The following is a 19,212-nucleotide window of genomic DNA, read 5'->3' as shown; positions in this document are numbered from 1 at the left end:
ATACTGTCTGGGGTGCGTTCTCTTCGGGACAAGTGGGCGGACCTAGATATGCTCGAACTCGCCTTCCTCTCCCCACCCAAGAGCAATTGCAATCAAATATAGCCCAAGTCTGACCCCCCAATCGCCTGGCCTGCTGTTTATTCTTTTAGTGTCGCTCCTTGCAGGCGATCTGCCCTTGAAAGCCAATATAGAGAGTTCTATTCGCCCCATCTGTCCGAGCGCCGCGGCCACCTCGTCTTTCATTTGGAACGGATAGCAAGAAAACCCTCTTAGCCAAAAATCCCAAGCTGCTTTTCGTTCAGCAGAATCCACAGATGACGGCATAACCAGTTTCAATCGAAAACGTGGAATTTGCTTGACGTCATTTCCTGACCGAACGGTTGCCTGAACATCAAGGATCTCGAGCGCCCGAGCAAACTTTCGTAGAGATGTCTTATCACGGAATGTGATTTGAGCCCTACCCGAGCTGCCATGATCCAAGAAGTACTTGACCGCCCAGCGAGCAACCCTTTTTTGGCGCTTAGGCAACCCCTCATAGGACCTAACCAATGTTAATGCCGACCGTAAATCTTTCTGTTTTGCAGGAAAATCAAATATAACTGGTGCCGGATTCGGCTCAGCCCAGGATGTAGGACGATGGCGATAGTAATCGTGACCCGCGGTACCGTATTTAATGCTAAAAATCTGTTTTGCACGCAGGAGACTTCGTTCTATCGTCTCAGGGCGTAAATTGAACCTCTCCGCCAAATCATTTATCGAAGAACCTCGACTTTGATAAATTTGAAGCGCACTCCAAAGGTCCAAGACCCATTCCCGTTCGCGGAAGGCCTTTCTGCCCCGAATTTGAATCCTCTTATGCTCTGGTGCGCACCAATTCGAGATATCAATTTCGGGTGTAATACGACTGAGTTTTCTTTGGGCAACCCCTTGCAGAGAAACCGCTCTCAGCGACAAGTCTTTGGATAATCTCTGGATTTGCCGCTCGGTCAGTCCGAGTAGGTGGGACAATTCTATAACGGAGAGATGAGGGCTTATCAAATGCAATCGTTCAAACATGACCCACTCTGCACTATGCACGTAGTGAGTCAGCGACATCTCGACAGTCGCATGTCCCACCATGACATGTAGCGCCTTGGCGACCTTCTTCGATTCTCCAGTTCCGTTTCTGGCATTGAGGATGTCCCGCCTTTGCCTCAGCACCCATTCCCGAGAACTGGGCTCGACAGCATTGGGACACATCCAAGCTGTGAAGCTGTGCGTGGCGAAACTATGGCGCAAATGGTGAAAGCGAGCATGACAATTGCCGGTAATGACTTGCAGGACCGATTGCAGCGGGTCAAATATGTCACTGGCGTCAATCAACATTCGCTGGGGATTCTTTGTTGAGAAAAGGTGTGAGTCATCGGCATTGCCCGAATCAAGCTTCCAACGAATCCAATCTTTGATGACGAATAACTCCCAAGGCTTCATTAGGAGGTATATCGGGCTTCTCCGGTTGGCCGCATTAGTTTTCAGCGCCACTGCCCTCTTCCCTGCCAGCAATATCTCCGCTTGCGATCCCAGCTCGATGTCATCTAGCCTCAGCCAGTAAACTTCACTTCGTCTCAGGCCGCATCGAAACCCGAGGATGAGTGCAATCAGTTGGCACGTTGCGAGTTCCCACGAGTCGCTATTCTTTGACCTACTGCGCTGATCATCAAAATACCTATACGCAGCCTGGTACTCTGGCTCGAGCAAAATATTCGAATCTACTTGAGGTAATCCTCGTGCACTGCTGCTAACAACCAGGTTCACCCCGTCTGTTTCATTTGCACCATGTATCTCCATCAGAAATCGATGAAACTCGGCAAGACTTTTTTGCACCATCCTCTGCGAACCAAGAGACTCCTTGGCATCAAGCAGTTGCGAATAAATCTCTCCCCACTCAGAGCCCAGAAAATGCAAGCATTCGCTACTTCCGATACTGCTCCGCAATCCGTTGAGTATCGAAGAGAGTTCAAGACCAATGGAACTCGGTTTTAAGCGATTGCCCCACTGGTTTTCAGTCGTCAGCAGATGACTCACCCACTCTGCAAGTAATTGAGCTATCGGTGATAGCGTTCGCGTACTTGCCTCTAGCAGCGCGCCTACACGATCCCTCGCAACCGCTCTCTTTGATTCTGTGCGCAAAATTCTTCGCACATGCGCCCAGAACTGGCTCTCGCTCTGCGGATTCCCGGTGACTGGTTTTACGGACGCGGCAAAACCCCGACGCTGTTCTCTTCGTGGTTTCCTTGAGGCCTGCTGATCCAATTCGGAAAAGGAGCACCTCGGTGCTTTGCCGGTGAGGTATCGGCGAAATGCGATAGGTGACAACGTACGATTGTCGATAACGCCCCTCGCGCAGTCTGCCAGTATGGGAGATATATCCGAACTCAGTTTTGCCGACACGGTGTCCAGCAACCGAGTAATTGGCATTCCGTGGCGGGCCCAAACCTTCCGCTTTCTGAAAAAACTTGCGATAACTCGGTGCGGGTTGGGTGCGAGAGGTAAGTCGGACGCCCATTGGAGGTGGAATTCTTTAGTGTACCAAGTCACCAAGAGCACCAGCGTTAGCGGGTCAGGACGCCAAATCTGCTCGACCCCGCTTGCGTGCTCAAGCTCGAACCAATAGTGGTTCTGGTAACGGTTTGGTAGTTCTCTAAGGCCCATCATCAAGGCGTGAAGTTTGCCCGCATTGATACATCCTCCGAAACGCATGGCAGAGAAGAGTACCAGCGCCAAAACATCATCCATGTGTAGAGAATCCACGGCGGCCACCGTATTTAAAAAGCACTGGTCCAGCTCCGCTAGATCGACCAAATCTCTGCGGATCTGCTCGTTGAGTCGAGCGGCTGGTCGCTTCAGCCTAGACAGGATGGGGTTGGGAAGATTAATGGGTTCTCGTTGGCAGGCTTGCCTCAGGTACACCATGATTTTCGGCAAAATTCGGCTGGCTTCAGCCAAGCCACACTGGGCGACGAGTGGACTGATCAGAGCCTTGCTCCCGACATTCTCAATCCGCTTGAATTGTTCCAACCAATCCAAACCGTACAGTTGTTCACAGAACGCTGGAATTTCAGCCGCCGAAATCAAGAGGACAACCCCGGAAGGAGCCTCAGGCCTAGCTCCTTGATGATGCTATCTAACCCTCGCCTCTGTTCCCGATACAGCTCAGCTGAGGTCACGCAGGAGAACTTCCCCCAAGCTTGCTCGCCAAAGCTAGCATGACCCAGTAGCGCATCAACCGCCTCAGGAGCCACTTCGAGTTCAATCAGTCGAGTCCGCAGATACTTGCGGAAAGAATTAAAAGGCAGGTTTGTTGACTCTTGCAGATAAGGACTGATTGTGGATGGCCGGACTTCGACCAAGCCTCCGTGAGGGTCTAGAAAAAAGGACCAAAAAGACTTTTCAAACCCCAACAAAGAGAAGGTTTCGTAGTTTACGAGAGCCAATCGTGCAAGAATCCTCTGGCGATGACGCTCATACCTCTTCGTCACTTCCCACGCCATTGGATGCAACTGAATAGAGCGCGTATGAAACTGATCGGAGCCATCCTTATCGCGGAATATGGCAATTCCATCCGATGTTATTTTCTCTGGAGATAACAACGGCTCAGTGACTCCTCTCGCTCCAACGAGTATCGCCTGGATTACCGAGCAAAAAACGGTAAACCAATTGTGAAGCTCAACCCAGGCTTCCTTTTTCAGACCTAAACTTGCTCGCCAAAACTCAACTTTTGCACCAATTTCCTCAACGACCTGCTTGAGTGCATCGGACGTTGGGCAGTATCTGGCTCCCAAAAAGTGATCCTCGTTATTTGCTGTAAACGCCGCTGGTCGCAACGTTCTATTCAATCCTTCCAGAACATCATCGCAAACCAAGGCGTAGACCTTTCTGTAATAGTCCAGAGCCAAAGAGGTGTAGAACGTTCTGGCCGAAGCCGAGTTAATGGGATTCCCAAACAGATAACTTGCCTGGACCGGCTCGTAGCGTCCGGCCGTTCTGTAGAGTAGGTATCGCTCGACCCGCTCTAGGGTGTGTCGCGGTGAAATCGACTTGAGGAATCGTTTTGTTCTTTCCCCTAGGTTCCGCCTATTGTTAAATAGTGCTGCTCCTGTCCCACTGGCAAAGACTCTTTCCAGAATCTGTTTAAAGCCAAACCGATCTGGAATCTCAACGAAATCACAGCGGACCCACCGTGACGATGCTTCGGCCGCCTTGTCGGTCGAAGTCCGATATTCGGGCGCCAATGCCGGAATCAACCATGTCGATGAGGAGAGGTTAAAATACAGAATCTCTGATTCCCCCCTCACAATTTTCTCTTCCGAAGTCACTAGAGTCAGATTCTGAGCTCGCCCCATCCAACTACTAGTCGCAAACATCGCTGCCACCAGAACCTTTTCAATGCCATACTTCTTATCGGTCGAAACGTCGTCCAAAGCTCTGAACAAATGCTTGAGCTCACGTTGAGTAAACTGGCTGATGCTGAATGGCAGGAATTGACTGTGTGTTTCAATTCGTTGCGCCATACCCCGCATCCGTATTCGGTTTTTGAACTCCCTTGCGTACAGTGGGAGAGTATCGCTATCTGACAACAGATACTCTTCCTGAGACTCCAATTCACTCGGCTCCATATCGAGGATTGCAAGCTCACTGAGGTTATCCGCCTCATTGCTTTCTCGCCTAACCAAATGGATTGAGTTCTCCGGATTTAAGAAGTCACCGAAAGCGGGGACGCAGCACTGAATCCAATTATCAGCGAGCTGTTGCGGGCCGCGGACGGACCAGCTGCGATTACGTACGATGATACTTCCTCGCTTCTTTGTAACCGCTCCGACCGAATGAGCACCGCGCGCGACATCAATCGAGAGGATCGCCTTTCGTGCAAGCTTTGAGATTTCCAAACCGCGTCGGCGATCTCCGACCTCAAGATTTTTTTCGTATCTGGCGTAATACCCAATGCGATTTTCCATTTCGACAAAACTCTTTCGAACGTCTCGTAATGAGCAGAGTTCTGCCGGATTAATGCCTCCCAGCCAGTTGCGGCCCAAATTCGATTCCAACATCGTTCGAACTGCAAACTGATATTGATAAAGGATTTGCTTACGCCTTTTCGCATCCAAGTGGGGCGAACTCCAAATAACAATGCCGGCTTGCTGCAGTCGACGAAGGGTTGCGCCAGTGCTGTCCTCAAGAGAAAAGAAGAGCAAACAATAGAGGGGCGCCTTGGTCAGGAGACCTCGAAGCGAGATGGCGAACCCCGTTCCCGCTGAGCAAAGCAACAATCTTTGATGATCCGGACTGCCCTCAATAGCTCGTTTGAGAGAGAGGCAGAGCGGTTCGAGCCGATTCATCTGCTCATAGGGGAACCCTTCGAAGCCACCTATCTTGCTAACTCTGAGTACGACGGAGAGAACGTTGTACAGCGCCTTGGGGTTGTCCGGAATATCGAAAAGCGCAACCAGCTCTTCCAACTGATCGGATTCTACCCCCATGAGATCTTTAAGCATCACTGCGTCCTTGGAGGAGACGTTTGACGCCCCGAGAAGAGTTCAAATCCGGATGGATCTCATCAAGCCTACAATGATTGAACGCTTCACAAAGGCGTTCGATCTGTTTCTGGGGCTTGGAGCCTAGGCCCAGCAGTAATGGCGATCCCAGGATATCGATAAGGGCAAGCTGACGAATCTCATCTCCATCCAGTCCTGAAACGACACATACTCGAATGGCCTGTTCAGGTTTAAGGTGAGCGATAGCAAGTTGATAGGACCTAAACCCTGCGACGATTCGGTATCCCTTTTTTTCATTCTGCTGCACAACTGGTGGATGCAGCATCAGTAACGAGTCGACAGAAGATTCTGAAAAATTGCGAATACACCAGGAATGAAGACACCCTGCGAGTTCGGGCGTGAGTTCCAACGCTTTAGGATGAGGGCCCGCGATCTCTCCTATTTTCACCTTCAATAACCGTCTCTTTAGCATGGCGATTCTCCAATTTCTGAAAACCTTCAAGTAAGAGACAATTCAAGATGCTGTTATCCGTTAAAAGCTCAGGCTTAAACTGGAAAGAGGTTTCCACAGTCGGGCCTCAAAACTAGGGGCGGGGACGTACTTCAGGCTGTTGCTATGTATCGGACGCCCAGTGAAAGCCTTGTTCGATTCAAGCTCTGAGACGCGCTATTTAAGCTGGTCTCGGTGAACCAGCCAAAGAATTCGGCCATCAAAAAGTCTTCCATTCATTCCGAAGTTCGCAGAACAACCTGCAATATTTTTACCTTCGATTATCCGAGATTCCGGCAGCACCCGATAAACTAAACCTAGTATTCGCGGGAATCGCCACTCACCTGAGTTTTCGGATCAAACTGCTTTTGTTGTCGAGGGTAGTTTCGGATGGATTGTTCTTCTTATTTATCAGACGCCCACTGGACCCGCTACTCAAACCCGCCTTCTCCCTGTACAGCTGGTAATTTTTTCGGTTTTCGGACGCCCAGTGAAAGCCTTGTTCCGTTCAAGCTCTGAAACGCGCTATTTCAGCTGGCGTCGGTGTGCCAGCCAAGGAATTCGGCCATCAAAAAGTCTTCCATTCATTCCGAAGTTCGCAAAACAGCCTGCAATATTTTTACCTTCGATTATCCGAGATTCCCGCTGACCTGCCCCCAGTCTTTAATCCAACTGCTCCCTAGTAATGTCCGTTACTGACCCTGACCCCGTTTCAGTACCGCTTATTGTCAGAAAAATCCGGCTCTAATTGCTGCTTCAAACCACCTGAAACAGCGTGTTTTCGGGCGTAGTCAGAAGGTGTGGGTCACCCCAATGCGGAGTGGGGTCTGACTTGATTGTAGAACGTTCTCCAGGCCTCAATCTTCTGCTCGGCATCGGCTAGTGACAAAAACCAATTCTCGTTCAGGCACTCCTGGCGCAGTCGGCCATTGAATGATTCCACGATGGCGTTATCAGTAGGTTTCCCGGGCCGTGAGAAATCGATTTCTATTTGCCTCTCATAAGCCCAGCGGTCCATGACCTTGCCAGCAAATTCGGATCCATTGTCTGCCTTCAATATCTTCGGATTCCCCCGGAAGCGAGCGATCCGCGTCAGTGCTTCTTTGACGTCTTCGCCTTTCAGGCTTTGTCCGACGATGATGCCAAGACACTCCCTGGTGAATAGGTCAATGATGGTCAGCAACCGCAGCCGGCGGCCGTCAAACAGGGCATCCGATACGAAGTCCATGCCCCAGATGTGGTTCGGAAACTCGCCCAGCGGTATCGGCTGCCTATTCTTTGCGGCCTTGTTTCGTCTGGGCCGCTTCAGGCGCAGTGACAGGCCTTGTTCGCGGTACAACCGGTAGACGCGTTTGTGGTTGTCCTGCCACCCCTCCCGCTGCAACAACACATGCACACGGCGATAGCCATAGTGGACTCGCACCTGAGTGATTTCCCTGATCCGCATCGACAGAGCGGAGGCATCCCGCGCCACCGATTTGTAGTGGTAGGAGGCCCTGGAGAGCCCCAGGACCGCACAAGCCTGCCGCTGGCTGACCCCGAACCGCTTCTGGAGATCATCGACCAGCTGACGCTTGCGAGGCGGACTCAGATCTTTTTTGACAGCACATCCTGAAGCATGGCCTTGTCCAGGCTCAGGTCGGCCACCACCCGCTTGAGGCGCTGGTTCTCCTCTTCCAGCTGCTTCAAACGTCGAAGCTCGGAAGGCCCCAGGCCGCCAAACTTCTTGCGCCAGGTGTCAAAGGTCGCGTCCGAGATGTTGTACTTTCGGCACAACTCTTTGCCCGGCAGGCCAGCCTCGGCTTCCTTTAGAATGGGAATGATTTGTTCTTCGGTGAATCGCTTCTTCATGTTCATCGTCCTCTCTGGTGATGAACATTACTGAGATCACGATGGATTAGAAAGTTGGGTGCAGGTCAGCAAAGCGAACATTCAGAAACCGACCCCAGCCGATCATTTTTTTAACTTCGCCAATGATACAGACCTCAAATCAAGTCATTCCGTCGTATGACCAACCGACGGCTAACGACCCGACTAAAGCCAGGAACATATAAAACAGAAATGGCTTTAATTTCAGTACCGGGAAAATTGCTATTGCTCCCCAGATGCTGACCACACTACCTGAAACCAGAAAAGCCATTGCGGCACCAGGCGACATGCCGTGATCGATTAAGCCCCGTGTAAGAGGGAGCGCCGCGTAACCATCAAGATAAGCCGGAGCCCCAACAAGAACCGCCAACGGTATCGCCCAGCTTGATTGTTTGCCGACATAATCTGCCAGAGCCGCTTGGTCCAAATGCATTTGCATCTGAAATTCGGCGGCAAATGCCAGACCCAGGCATATCACGATAAGTATAGTCATTGCCAAAACTTCGGTGTTGAATTGCTGGATTCTTGCTGGGTCTTTCCAAATGGCATATTCAGTTCCGGTAGACGCACAATGTGCTTTTTCTCCGAGGCGCAGAGCAAGACTCACCTCTCGTAAGGGAGCTTGTATCCAGAGTCGGTTGGATATAGCGGTACTCGCGAGACCTCCAAAGACACCAAGCAGAAACGCGGCGATGGTCTTGGCGATAGCGAACTGAACTCCAAGAGTTGCTGCCGTTACCGAAAACATTGCTGGGTCTGTCACTGGTGAAGATAGCCAGAAGGCCATCACCGGAGCTAGAGGTACACCAGAGGCGAGCAATCCTCCCATTAAGGGCAAGACCGTTACGCCACAGACCGGAGTCATTGCCCCGATCGATGAGGCACTTATGATCGCTGTTAACCGATTTCCCGCAAATGCCGTCCTAATACGGCCACCCGCACCACTGGCGTTCACCCACGCCGAAACGAGAATACCGGGGATGACTAGGTAAGATACCTCCAGCATACCCTCCACTACGAAGGAGGCCGTGGCCACAAACCTGTATGGCCAGAAAACAGCAGCGACCAGACAAGTAAGCACGCCCAGAGTTGTCCATTTATAATTTTTCCAAACAGACGAAACATTTTTGGTGACTACTTCACTCATGATTCTGACCCTCTCCGTCTTTGCAATTGATAGTGGCAGAGAGGTAATCTTTAATGAATCGAATAATTTAAATGTATGCTATGAGCTTTACTGATACTCCAATAAACACTGAAAAACTCAACAGCGACCTGCTGCGAACCTTTCTGGCGGTTGCAGAAACCGGCAGCTTTAGCAGAGCTGCCGAGCGTATCTTTCGCTCGCAATCAGCGGTCAGTCTTCAAATTAAGCAATTGGAAAATTCTTTGGGCCAAGCCGCCTTCCAGCGCCTTGCTCGTGGGGTGGTTCTCACACCCGCCGGGGAGAAGTTGTTCCCGTTTGCTCGAAAAATCGTGGGTCTCTTGGATGAAGCTATTGGTGAGTTGAAGGGAAATCAGTTGCAAGGCTCAATTCGAATTGGGATTCCTGACGAGTACGGAGGCACACTGCTTCCCGGTGTAATTGCCCAATTTTCCCGAGACCATCCTCAAGTCGAACTCTCGGTTCGATGTAGCTTAAGTGCAAGTTTTCCTGAAGCTCTCGCAAAGGGTGAAATCGATATAGCGGTATACGCTGTTGAGGCTCCTCTGAATGATGCGTTGCTATTGAGGCGCGAGAAAACACACTGGGTCACTTCGAAGAATCATCTGATTCACGAACAAAAGCCCGTTCCTCTCGCTTTGTTTGACCGTACATGTTGGTGGCGTGATCGGGCGATTGAAGCTCTGGATAGATCTGAAAAAAACTACCAAGTATCGTTTAGCAGCGAGAGCGTAACAGGTATCGCTGCAGCTGTATCAGCCGGTGTCGCGGTTGGGGTTCTCGGAGAAAGCTCATTGCGAGACGATTTCAGAGTTTTAACACTAGTCGATGGGTTCCCTTCAATGCCAGACTCATCCCTAGTTCTTGAGCAACGCGAAGGCGCAAGCGAACCTTTGTTGAAAGCTATGAGCGATGCCATAAAAAGGGCTTTCGGGACACATAAATAGAACCATGTAAACATCCCTTTTTACACCCACCGCTCATGGGCTGTTCTGCGGGTGATTGCGCCTGGCTGCCCTGGTCGCAAAGCGAACGTTCAGGTGCCTTTCGTAAATTCCTCTTTTAAAGGGATGGGAGTGTCATTGTTACTGAATCACGTCCAATCACCAATAGCGGTCTAAAGAAGCAGGGAGCGAATATCCCCCAACAACTGACTCAACACCGACGTAAACCGGGCCGCATCCGCCCCATTTACCGCCCGGTGATCATAGGACAGCGACAGCGGCAGCATCAGCCGAGGCTGAAAGTCCTTGCCATCCCAGACCGGCTTCATCGCCGCCTTGGACACCCCAAGAATCGCCACCTCCGGCGTATTCACGATCGGCGTAAACGCCGTGCCGCCGATACCACCCAGACTGGTGATGGTAAAGCAGGCGCCCTGCATCTCGGCCGGTTTGAGCTGCTTGTCCCGCGCCTTCTGCGCCAGGTCCGCACTTTCTGCCGCGAGCTCCCAGAGCCCCTTCTTGTCGACATCCTTGATCACCGGCACCATCAGCCCGTGAGGCGTGTCCACCGCAATACCAATGTGAATGTACTGCTTGCGGATCACTTCCTTGCGGTCCATATCCAGCGACACATTGAACTGCGGCAGCTCCGCCAGCGCCGTGGCGCAGGCCTTCAGCAGGAACGGAAGCGGTGTCATCTTCACACCTCTCTTCTCGCCGGCCGCCTTCTGGGCCTTGCGGAAATCTTCCATGTCGGTGATGTCCGCGTCCTCGAACTGGGTGACGTGGGGCACGTTCAGCCAACTGCGCTGCATATTGTTCGCCGTGGCGAACATCATGCGTGACATGGATTCACGCTCAATCTCACCAAACTGACTGAAGTCAGGCAGTTTTACGCCAGGAATACCGGCACCACCACCGCCAGCCACCGTGCTGCCCTGCTGCGTCTGCTGCAGCTGGCTTTTCACGTAGGCCTGAACATCGTCCTTCAGAATGCGACTCTTCGGGCCGGAACCCTTGATGCGAGTCAGATCCGCACCGAATTCACGGGCCAACTTGCGCACCGCCGGGCCCGCATGAACCTTGGCACCCGGTGCCGGTGGTTCGTAGGTTGCCGAGGACTGTTCCGGCTTCGGTTCGGAAGGCTTGCTTTTCGATTCAGGCTGACCTTCCTGCTTTTCCTTGCCGGAGGACTCAGACGCCTCGGACGATGAGTCCTCCTCGCCTTCGTCACCACCCTCTTCCACAATGGTCATTTCAACCAGATCGAGACCTTCGGAGATCTTGTCGCCTTCGGACACCAGAATCTTGCCGATCTTGCCGGCATAGGGAGACGGAATCTCCATGGTGGCCTTGTCGGACTCCACGGTGACCAGCGCATCGTCCGCCTCAACCTCATCACCTTCGCTGACGTTGATCTCGATCACCGGCACATTGTCGAAGCCGTCCAACGCGGGCACCTTCACGGTTTCCTTACGGGAACCACCGGATTTCTTCGGTGCCGGCTTTTTCTCTTCAGACTCGGCTTCCTTATCGTCCGACTTGGCTTCCGCCTCGCCTTTATCATCGGACTTGGCGTCTTCGCCAGAATCCTTGCCGTCATCCGAGCCACCATCGTCGCTGCTGGCTTCCATCATGCCGACAACGTCGCCTTCCTTGACCTTGTCACCCACTTTGACGGTGATCTTGGTAATTTTTCCGGCACCCGGTGACGGCAGTTCTACCGATGCCTTGTCGGACTCCACCGTCAGTATCGGATCTTCCTCTTCAACCGAATCGCCCTTACTGACGAGCACTTCGATAACCTCGACCTCGTCTGCACCGCCGAGATCCGGAACCTTGATTTCCTGTTCACTCATGGCGGTCTCCTTAGCTCAGCACCGGGTTCGTTTTGTTGCGATCGATTCCGTACTTGCGCATAGCGTCGAGAACCACGTCATTCTTGATTTCACCGTCCCGTGCCAGGGCTGCCAGCGCGGTCACTGCCACGTAGTAACGATCCACCTCAAAGTGACTCCGCAATTTCTCGCGGGTATCACTGCGGCCGAAACCGTCGGTGCCCAGGGTCAGGTAGGTTTTCGGAATGTAGGCACGCACCTGCTCGGACAACAACTTGATGTAGTCCGTGGACGACACCACCGGTCCCTGTTGTTTCTCCAGGCATTGTGTGATGTACGATTTCTTGGGCGTGTCATCGGGGTGCAGGCGATTCCAGCGCTCAATGTGCAGGCCGTCACGGGCCAGTTCGTTGAAGCTGGTCACACTCCAGATATCAGAGGCAACACCAAAGTCTTCTTTCAGCAGTTCCGCCGCCGCTCGCACCTCATTAAGGATGGCACCGGAGCCCATCATCTGAACTCGTGGCGTTTTCTTACGGCCCTTGGTTTCAACGGAATCCAGCAGATACATGCCCTTGATGATGCCGTCTTCCACTTTCTTGCGGTCCTTGCCTTCAGGCATGGCGGGCTGCTCGTAGTTTTCATTTTCGATGGTCAGGTAGTAGAAGACGTTCTGATTGTCTTCAAACATTTCCTTGATGCCATGCTGAACCACCACGGCCATCTCATAGCCGTAAGCCGGGTCATAGGCCTTACAGCTGGGAATGGTCTGAGCCAGGATGTGGCTGTGGCCGTCCTGGTGCTGCAGGCCTTCACCGTTCAGCGTTGTTCGCCCGGCGGTACCACCCACCAGGAAACCGCGAGCCTGAATGTCACCCGACGCCCAGGCCAGGTCGCCCACACGCTGGAAGCCAAACATGGAGTAGAAAATGTAGAACGGTATCAACGGGAAGTTGTTGGTGCTGTAGGAGGTCGCCGCTGCCATCCAGGCCGCCATCGAGCCGTCCTCATTGATCCCTTCCTCAAGTACCTGACCTTTCTTGTCTTCCTTGTAGTACATAATCTGGTCACGGTCTTCCGGCACGTACTTCTGGCCTTCAGAGGTGTAGATGCCCATCTGGCGGAACATGCCCTCCATCCCGAAGGTACGCGCCTCGTCCGGTATGATCGGAACAATTCTCTTACCGATGCGCTTGTCCTTTGTCAGAGCCGTCAGCAATCGCACGAACGCCATGGTGGTGGAGATCTCACGACCGTTGGAGCCTTCCAGCAGGTTCTTGAAGGTATCCAGTGGCGGCGTCTGCAACGGCTGACAGTCCTTGCGACGCTTGGGATAGAAACCACCCAACTCTTGCCGGCGCTTGTTCATGTAGACAATTTCCGGACTGTCCGGCGCCGGCCGGTAGTAGGGCACGTCCTTGAGCTCTTCGTCCTTCAGCGGCACCGCAAAGCGATCACGGAAGGCCTTCAGTTGCTCGATATCGAGCTTCTTGAGCGAGTGTGCCGTGTTTTGCGCTTCGCCGGCCGTACCGAAGCCATAACCTTTAATGGTATGGGCCAGAATCACCGTCGGCCGCCCGCCATTGTTGTGAATGGCATGGTGATAGGCGGCATAAACCTTGTAGGGGTCGTGGCCACCGCGATTAAGCCTGTTGATGTCCTCGTCGGTGAGGTTCTCCACCATCTTGGACAACTCCGGGTATTTGCCGAAGAAGTGCTTACGGGTGTAGGCCGGACCGTTGCTCTTGAAGTTCTGCAGGTCGCCGTCAACGGCTTCGTCCATGACACGCTGCAACAGGCCGTCCTGATCCTTCTCGAACAGGGGATCCCACATGCGGCCCCAGACCACTTTCAGTACGTTCCAACCGGCTCCGCGGAACACGCCTTCCAGTTCCTGGATAATCTTGCCGTTACCACGCACAGGGCCGTCGAGACGCTGCAGGTTACAGTTAACCACGAAAATCAGGTTGCTGAGGTTTTCGCGGCCAGCCACAGAGATGGAACCCAGGGTTTCAGGCTCGTCGCACTCGCCATCACCGACAAAGCACCAGACCTTGCGGTCCCCCATGTCGATCAGCTCGCGGCTGTGCAGGTACTTCATCACGTGGGCCTGATAGATGGCCTGGATCGGCCCGAGGCCCATGGACACCGTTGGGAACTGCCAGTAATCCGGCATCAGCCAGGGGTGCGGGTAGGATGACAGGCCGTCGCCGTCAACCTCTTCCCGGTACTTGTCCAACTGATCTTCGTCAAAACGCCCTTCCAGGTAGGAACGGGCATAAATGCCGGGAGAGGAGTGGCCCTGGAAATACACCAGATCCGATTCACGCTTCTCGTCACCGCCGTGGAAGAAGTAGTTGAAGCCAACATCATACAATGTGGCCGCCGAGGAGAAGGATGACACGTGCCCGCCCAGATCACCCGGGCGCTGATTGGCCCGCAGCACCATGGCCATGGCGTTCCAGCGGATCAGCGAGCGAATACGCCGCTCCATGAACAGATCACCCGGCATTCTGGATTCCTGGGTGACAGGAATCGTGTTGCGGAAGGGCGTGGTGATGGAATAGGGCAACTCAGTGCCGTCGCGGCTGGCTCGTTCGGAGAGCCTTTCGAGTATGTACTTGGCGCGATCAACGCCCTCCTGTTCGATCAGAGACTCCAGCGCATCCAGCCATTCACTGGTCTCTGTTGGGTCTTCATCCCTATGCATATGCATATCCTTCGATAGCCAAGGTCGGTGAAATAAGATGTGGGCCTATCAATGCAGAGCCATTACTGTGTGGTACATCAGTTTATTGGCACTCATGACGAGCTGACCCACCACAGTCGCAACGTGCATTAAGTCTGCAAGTCGCGGAAAATACTCTGATGAGCGAGTGCCCCCTACTGGAAGCAGATTTTTGGGTCGGTTTTCGCCGGTTAGCCTTCAAAGTTACGCCCCCATTACCTCTAAATTGACAACTGCTGCCAACGTCGGTGCGCTGCCGCTCATTCGCCAGACAAGCCACAGAGGAAGTTACAGTCGAATCTCTTGATAGATATGCTTCATCTCCAAGAAATCATCCAGACCACCTGGCCCATGCAGGCGCCCGAATCCGCTCTGGCGGTAGCCACCGGTCTCGGTCTCAGCTCCTATACGCAAGTGACTATTGATCCAAACTGTTCCGGCTTTGAGACGACGGGAGGCTAGCTGTGCCGTCCGGAGGCTTTGGGTGTATACACTTGCCGCAAGGCCATAGCGGGTGGCGTTCGCCTTATTGATCGCTTCTGCCTCACTCGTGAATGTCTCAAGCGTTATGACAGGACCAAAAATTTCTTCCTGGACGATGGAGAGATCAGTAGACCCGGCCGCGATAATGCTAGGGCTACAGTAGGCGCCGCCGGAAAATTTCCCGCCCTCAAGCGCTTGGCCCCGCAGTAGAATTTCAGACTGCCGTCCTGCGTCTTCCACCACCTGTAGTACCCGGTCTCGGTTAGCGACATCGATTAGAGGCGCCAAGTGCGTCGCAGGGTCCGAACCCGGGCCGATCACAAGGCTTCCGAAGGCATGGGCAAGTTTGTCTGCCAATTCATCGTAGTGCTGTCTATGCACCAGCACTCTGCTGACAGCCATACACATTTGCCCTGAAATGGGGATGGAACCGTGAACAATTTCAGGAACGGCGGTACTGAGATCCGCGTCAGCAAATACCAAGGCTGGCGCTTTGCCGCCGAGCTCCAGGCTTAATCGCTTCAGCGTGCCCGCCGCCCCTGCCATGATCGACTTCCCGGCTGCTGAGGAACCTGTAAAACTAATGCAGTCGACATTTTCCGATGCCGCGATGGCCTGACCAACAACGCTTCCCTCATCGTTATTGACGGAATTGACCACACCTTTGGGAAGGCCTTTGCACGCCTGCAAGCACGCCATCATCAGATGGTTGACGTTAGAGGTCTGAGGCGCAGGTTTAATAACTACTACGCACCCCGCTGCAAGGGCGGGCGCTATGCTGCGAACGAGTAAAGCAGCGGGAGCGTTCCAGGGCACAATTATTCCGACGACGCCGACAGGTTCCCGCAGAAATATCGACAGCTTACCCGCGTCAGTTTCCTGAACCCGCCCAGAAATCGTTCGAGCCAGACCTGCGTAGTAGCGGGCCTCACTCACACAAGCATGAACCTCACCGATCGCTTCCCGGCGAATTTTGCCGTTCTCCTTGATGATGACTTCAACCAACTCCTCCGCATTGCGCTCGAGTTGGGCGGCGAAGTCCAGCAGGACTTCAGCCCGGAGTCGAGGCCGCATTGACCAGGTTTCAAGCTCGAACGCCTGCCGGGCAGCGCCAATGGCCTCTTCAACAAGGCCACTGTCGCCTAGATGGTACTGGCCCGCCGGCTCTCCACTGGCCGGGTTAATAGTGTCTTTCAAGGTGCCATGTGCAACCCAGTTACCGTCGATCAAATGTTTAGCTACCACCGGGGGGCCTCCTCTCGCCATAGTCAACTGAGGCGTTGTCTGGCAGTGTCTGGTTGCGTTTCTCTGTGCTGCGTGCGATGTACATCAAAACCCTTGGCAACAAATCAATCAAGCCCACAGAAATTCTCTGCAATCGTCGTCTGGGCGGCCTTGGATTCGGCCACGTACTCAAGTTCCGCAATCTGGAGCTTGCGTGCGAAGAGGTCATCGGAAAACTTGTGCATCAGGTTTGTCATCCACCAGGAGAAGCGTACGGCTTTCCAGATGCGGTCAAGTGCTTGGTCGGAGTAGCTGTCGAGCAGCTTGCGCTCGCCATTGCCATAGAACTGCTTGAGCCCTTCGAACAGCTGCTTTGCATCAGCGATTGCCATGTTGAGGCCTTTAGCACCTGTTGGAGGAACAATGTGCGCCGCATCGCCAACCAGGAACATCTGACCGAAGCGCATGGGTTCCGCCACAAAACTGCGCAACGGTGCGATACTCATCTCCAGCGCCGGGCCCGTTACCAATTTGTTTGCCAGGTCATCCGGCAGCCTGCGCTTGAACTCATCCCAGAAGCGTTCCGCATTCCACTCATTGATGTCTTCATCGATAGGCACCTGGATGTAGTAACGGCTACGTGTCTTGGAGCGCAGGCTGCACATGACGAACCCTTCCGGATGATTCAGCCAGACAACCTCATCAGACACAGGGGGAACGTCAGCGAGAATGCCCAACCAGCCAAATGGGAAAGCGAACTCATAAGTATCAATTCTATCCGCCGCAACGGACTTCCGGGAAACCCCGTGATAGCCATCGCAACCTGCAATAAAGTCGCAACTGACTTCGTACTTTTCACCATCCTTTTCGTAAGTGACCCTGGGATTTTCAGAGTCAAAGTCATGCAGCGCGACGTTCTTGACTTCGTAGTGGGTAATACCACCGCTTTTCTCTCGAGCGTCGATCAGGTCCCGGGTGACCTCGGTCTGCCCATAAACAGTCGCGGTTTTACCTGCGAGATCAAAGTCGATACGCGTGCGTCCCTTGCCCCACAGCAGGTTGTAGCCAGTCTGTTTCAACCCCTCACTTTCCAACCGCTCCCCAGCGCCGGCTTCCCGTAGCGTTTCTACCGTTGGTTGCTCCAGCATGCCTGCGCGGATGCGGCCAAGCACATACTCCTGGCTCCGGTTCTCCAGAATGACGTGGTTTATTCCCTCCTTTTGAAGGAGCTGGCCCAGAAGCAGACCAGAGGGTCCGGCTCCAATAATGGCGACCTGAGTACGAAGCTGATTCATGTTCCTGATCTCCTGGCAAGAATGATATGTTTGCCACGTCTTGGTATGAACACACCCGAAGTCGAGTTGCGATTAGTGCATTCCCTTAACCTTGCGTAGCTGAGTAACAAATTCCACAGTATTCGGTAAAACCGCCTTTAACCAATGCCAAGTTCGCCGATAGGTATAAGCAAAAGTTCACCGCTCGTTAGAACCACTTGAAGTCAACGTATCCTGAAACCCGCCACCAGACCGGATAGGCATACCGCGGCGCTGGATCCCTGAACCAGCCAGCGCCAATACCAACTGTTATGGGAATTAGCGCATTTGGCATTAGCCAAGTTTGCGAGCCCATGCTTAGCTATGCCCATGTATACATTCAGCAGTGAGGGTGGCATAGCTCCAGATCCACCTTCCTTTGTTTCTCTTAACCAGCTGCGGTGGATCGAACTCCATTGACCTCCATTTCAGATCAGGTATTGGAATTCTTTTGCGGGCCTGGCGGGTTAGGCGGACTTGAATGTGCGGGGCTGATGCTGGTCAGTTTCTCGACTTCCGGCATTACTGCAATGCTTGGCATCGGTGGAGGAGTCCTGCTTCTGGCGGTATTGGCCTCAGTACTTCCCATCCAAGTTGTTGTTCCGGTTCACGGCGCAATACAATTGGGCTCGAACGCCACCCGCGTCGCAGTCTTCCGTCGGAACATCGACAAAAGCTGGCTACTTACTTTTGGAATCGGCGCGGCTTTTGGAATCTATCTAGGTGCGTTGGTGGGGCCCCTGCCTGAACCAATGCTCAAAGTCACTCTGGCGTTCTGTTTGCTCCTCAGCCTCTGGCCATCTCCTTCTGCAGGCAGACCGCCGTCGGGACGTTTGTTGTTCCTTACGGGCTGGGGTACGAGTTTTCTTACAATGTTCGCCGGCGGTACGGGGCCGTTGGTCGCAGCTATTCTCATAGGCCGCAGTGGCCGGCAAACCGTTATCGGTACCCACGCAGCCCTCATGTCACTGCAGCATTCGATGAAGATCGCCGCCTTCAGCTTCTTGGGTTTCCAGTTCGACAGCTGGGTTCCCTTCATCACGGTAATGATAGCGTGCGGGTATCTCGGTGCTGCTGTCGGGATGAGGCTTTCCCTGCGTCTACCCGAGACATTATTTCGCTCTGCTTTTCGGACAGTAATAGTCCTATTGGCGGCGCGTTTGATCTGGACTGCTCTTTTCGCGGCCTGACAATCTACTCATAGGGTCAATGCGAGGAGGGATCATGGAATGCTTTTCAGTTAAAACGCCAATGGTGATAAGCCGCTGTCTAGCGATCATAAATCGTATTTTTGCAGCGAGATATACGTCCTCAGAGTTAAAGAATGGCGTTCGTCAGAATACGTGAGGCGTTTTTTGTGTCACCGTCCGAGCCTGTAAACCAAATTGTGTAACTATCAACGACTGAGTAATCATTTTAAAACGATACCATCATGGGTACACAAGTGGACCAAGAAAAACCCAAAGCCCTGGCCGCAGAGCTGGCCAAAGACATCAAGTCAAAGAAAGACCTCGAAGCCTTCACCCAGCAACTCGTGAAACTTACCTTTGAACCCGCACTCAATGCCGAACTGGATGAGTTGCTCGGTTATCAGAAGCATGCCCCCTGACAAGCCCCCGATATCCCA

Annotated in this window: 10 protein-coding genes and 2 pseudogenes; 3 read left to right on the top strand and 9 right to left on the bottom strand. The window is 53.2% G+C overall.

Annotated elements, in window-relative coordinates; all coding sequences use genetic code 11:
- Window positions 1–42: 42 nt before the first annotated feature.
- From AAGD24_RS03215 to AAGD24_RS03195, 5 genes and pseudogenes are all read right to left on the bottom strand, one after another.
- A complete protein-coding gene (locus AAGD24_RS03215) occupies window positions 43–3,114 on the bottom strand; it encodes a hypothetical protein (protein WP_379866562.1) in 3,072 nt (1,023 codons plus the stop codon).
- Window positions 3,111–5,531, bottom strand: a complete 2,421-nt coding sequence (locus AAGD24_RS03210) for a hypothetical protein (protein WP_379866560.1) — start codon at window positions 5,529–5,531, stop codon at window positions 3,111–3,113. Before AAGD24_RS03210 ends, AAGD24_RS03215 begins: the two co-directional genes overlap by 4 nt.
- Window positions 5,524–6,003 carry a hypothetical protein gene (locus AAGD24_RS03205; RefSeq protein WP_379866558.1) on the bottom strand — a complete coding sequence of 160 codons (480 nt, stop codon included), beginning with the start codon at window positions 6,001–6,003 and terminating at the stop codon, window positions 5,524–5,526. The genes AAGD24_RS03210 and AAGD24_RS03205 overlap by 8 nt, the downstream gene beginning before the upstream one ends.
- 826 nt (window positions 6,004–6,829) lie before the next feature.
- Window positions 6,830–7,872, bottom strand: a pseudogene (locus AAGD24_RS03200) (IS3 family transposase); the annotation flags it as partial.
- A 139-nt stretch (window positions 7,873–8,011) separates the two neighbouring features.
- Window positions 8,012–9,037, bottom strand: coding sequence for a permease (locus AAGD24_RS03195; protein WP_379866556.1), 1,026 nt, complete (start codon window positions 9,035–9,037; stop codon window positions 8,012–8,014).
- Between the two features lie 71 nt (window positions 9,038–9,108).
- Between AAGD24_RS03195 and AAGD24_RS03190 the strand changes: the two genes are divergently transcribed.
- Window positions 9,109–10,002, top strand: a complete 894-nt coding sequence (locus AAGD24_RS03190; RefSeq protein ID WP_379866554.1) for a LysR family transcriptional regulator — start codon at window positions 9,109–9,111, stop codon at window positions 10,000–10,002.
- Between the two features lie 170 nt (window positions 10,003–10,172).
- Here AAGD24_RS03190 and aceF read toward each other — a convergent pair whose 3' ends face one another.
- The 4 genes from aceF to pobA all read right to left on the bottom strand — a co-directional run bounded on the left by aceF (window position 10,173) and on the right by pobA (window position 17,567).
- Window positions 10,173–11,858: a dihydrolipoyllysine-residue acetyltransferase gene (aceF, locus tag AAGD24_RS03185; RefSeq protein ID WP_379866553.1), complete on the bottom strand. Its 1,686-nt coding sequence runs from the start codon at window positions 11,856–11,858 to the stop codon at window positions 10,173–10,175.
- Between the two features lie 10 nt (window positions 11,859–11,868).
- Window positions 11,869–14,547 carry a pyruvate dehydrogenase (acetyl-transferring), homodimeric type gene (aceE, locus tag AAGD24_RS03180; RefSeq protein ID WP_379866551.1) on the bottom strand — a complete coding sequence of 893 codons (2,679 nt, stop codon included), beginning with the start codon at window positions 14,545–14,547 and terminating at the stop codon, window positions 11,869–11,871.
- Window positions 14,548–14,853: 306 nt separating this feature from the next.
- Entirely contained in the window at window positions 14,854–16,293 is a 1,440-nt protein-coding gene (locus AAGD24_RS03175) for an aldehyde dehydrogenase family protein (protein ID WP_379866549.1), read from the bottom strand.
- A gap of 104 nt (window positions 16,294–16,397) precedes the next feature.
- On the bottom strand, window positions 16,398–17,567 hold the full coding sequence (pobA, locus tag AAGD24_RS03170; protein ID WP_379866547.1) for a 4-hydroxybenzoate 3-monooxygenase: 1,170 nt from the start codon (window positions 17,565–17,567) through the stop codon (window positions 16,398–16,400).
- A gap of 434 nt (window positions 17,568–18,001) precedes the next feature.
- On the opposite strand from pobA, the gene AAGD24_RS03165 reads away from it, so the two are divergent.
- Both AAGD24_RS03165 and AAGD24_RS03160 read left to right on the top strand, forming a co-directional pair.
- Window positions 18,002–18,775 carry a sulfite exporter TauE/SafE family protein gene (locus tag AAGD24_RS03165; RefSeq protein WP_379866545.1) on the top strand — a complete coding sequence of 258 codons (774 nt, stop codon included), beginning with the start codon at window positions 18,002–18,004 and terminating at the stop codon, window positions 18,773–18,775.
- Window positions 18,776–19,029: 254 nt separating this feature from the next.
- Window positions 19,030–19,191 (top strand): annotated as a pseudogene (locus AAGD24_RS03160) (IS256 family transposase); the annotation flags it as partial.
- Between the last annotated feature and the right edge of the window lie 21 nt (window positions 19,192–19,212).

This window comes from Marinobacter sp. M5B, from assembly GCF_042604615.1.
Lineage (GTDB): Bacteria > Pseudomonadota > Gammaproteobacteria > Pseudomonadales > Oleiphilaceae > Marinobacter > Marinobacter salarius.
This window is presented reverse-complemented; position numbering and strand designations above follow the sequence as displayed.

Coding starts and splice junctions, on each gene's coding strand:
- AAGD24_RS03190 (WP_379866554.1), top strand. CDS start 9,109: ATGTATGCTATGAGCTTTACTGATACTCCAATAAACACTGAAAAACTC.
- AAGD24_RS03195 (WP_379866556.1), bottom strand. CDS start 9,037: ATGAGTGAAGTAGTCACCAAAAATGTTTCGTCTGTTTGGAAAAATTAT.
- AAGD24_RS03205 (WP_379866558.1), bottom strand. CDS start 6,003: ATGCTAAAGAGACGGTTATTGAAGGTGAAAATAGGAGAGATCGCGGGC.
- aceE (WP_379866551.1), bottom strand. CDS start 14,547: ATGCATAGGGATGAAGACCCAACAGAGACCAGTGAATGGCTGGATGCG.
- pobA (WP_379866547.1), bottom strand. CDS start 17,567: ATGAATCAGCTTCGTACTCAGGTCGCCATTATTGGAGCCGGACCCTCT.
- AAGD24_RS03210 (WP_379866560.1), bottom strand. CDS start 5,531: ATGCTTAAAGATCTCATGGGGGTAGAATCCGATCAGTTGGAAGAGCTG.
- aceF (WP_379866553.1), bottom strand. CDS start 11,858: ATGAGTGAACAGGAAATCAAGGTTCCGGATCTCGGCGGTGCAGACGAG.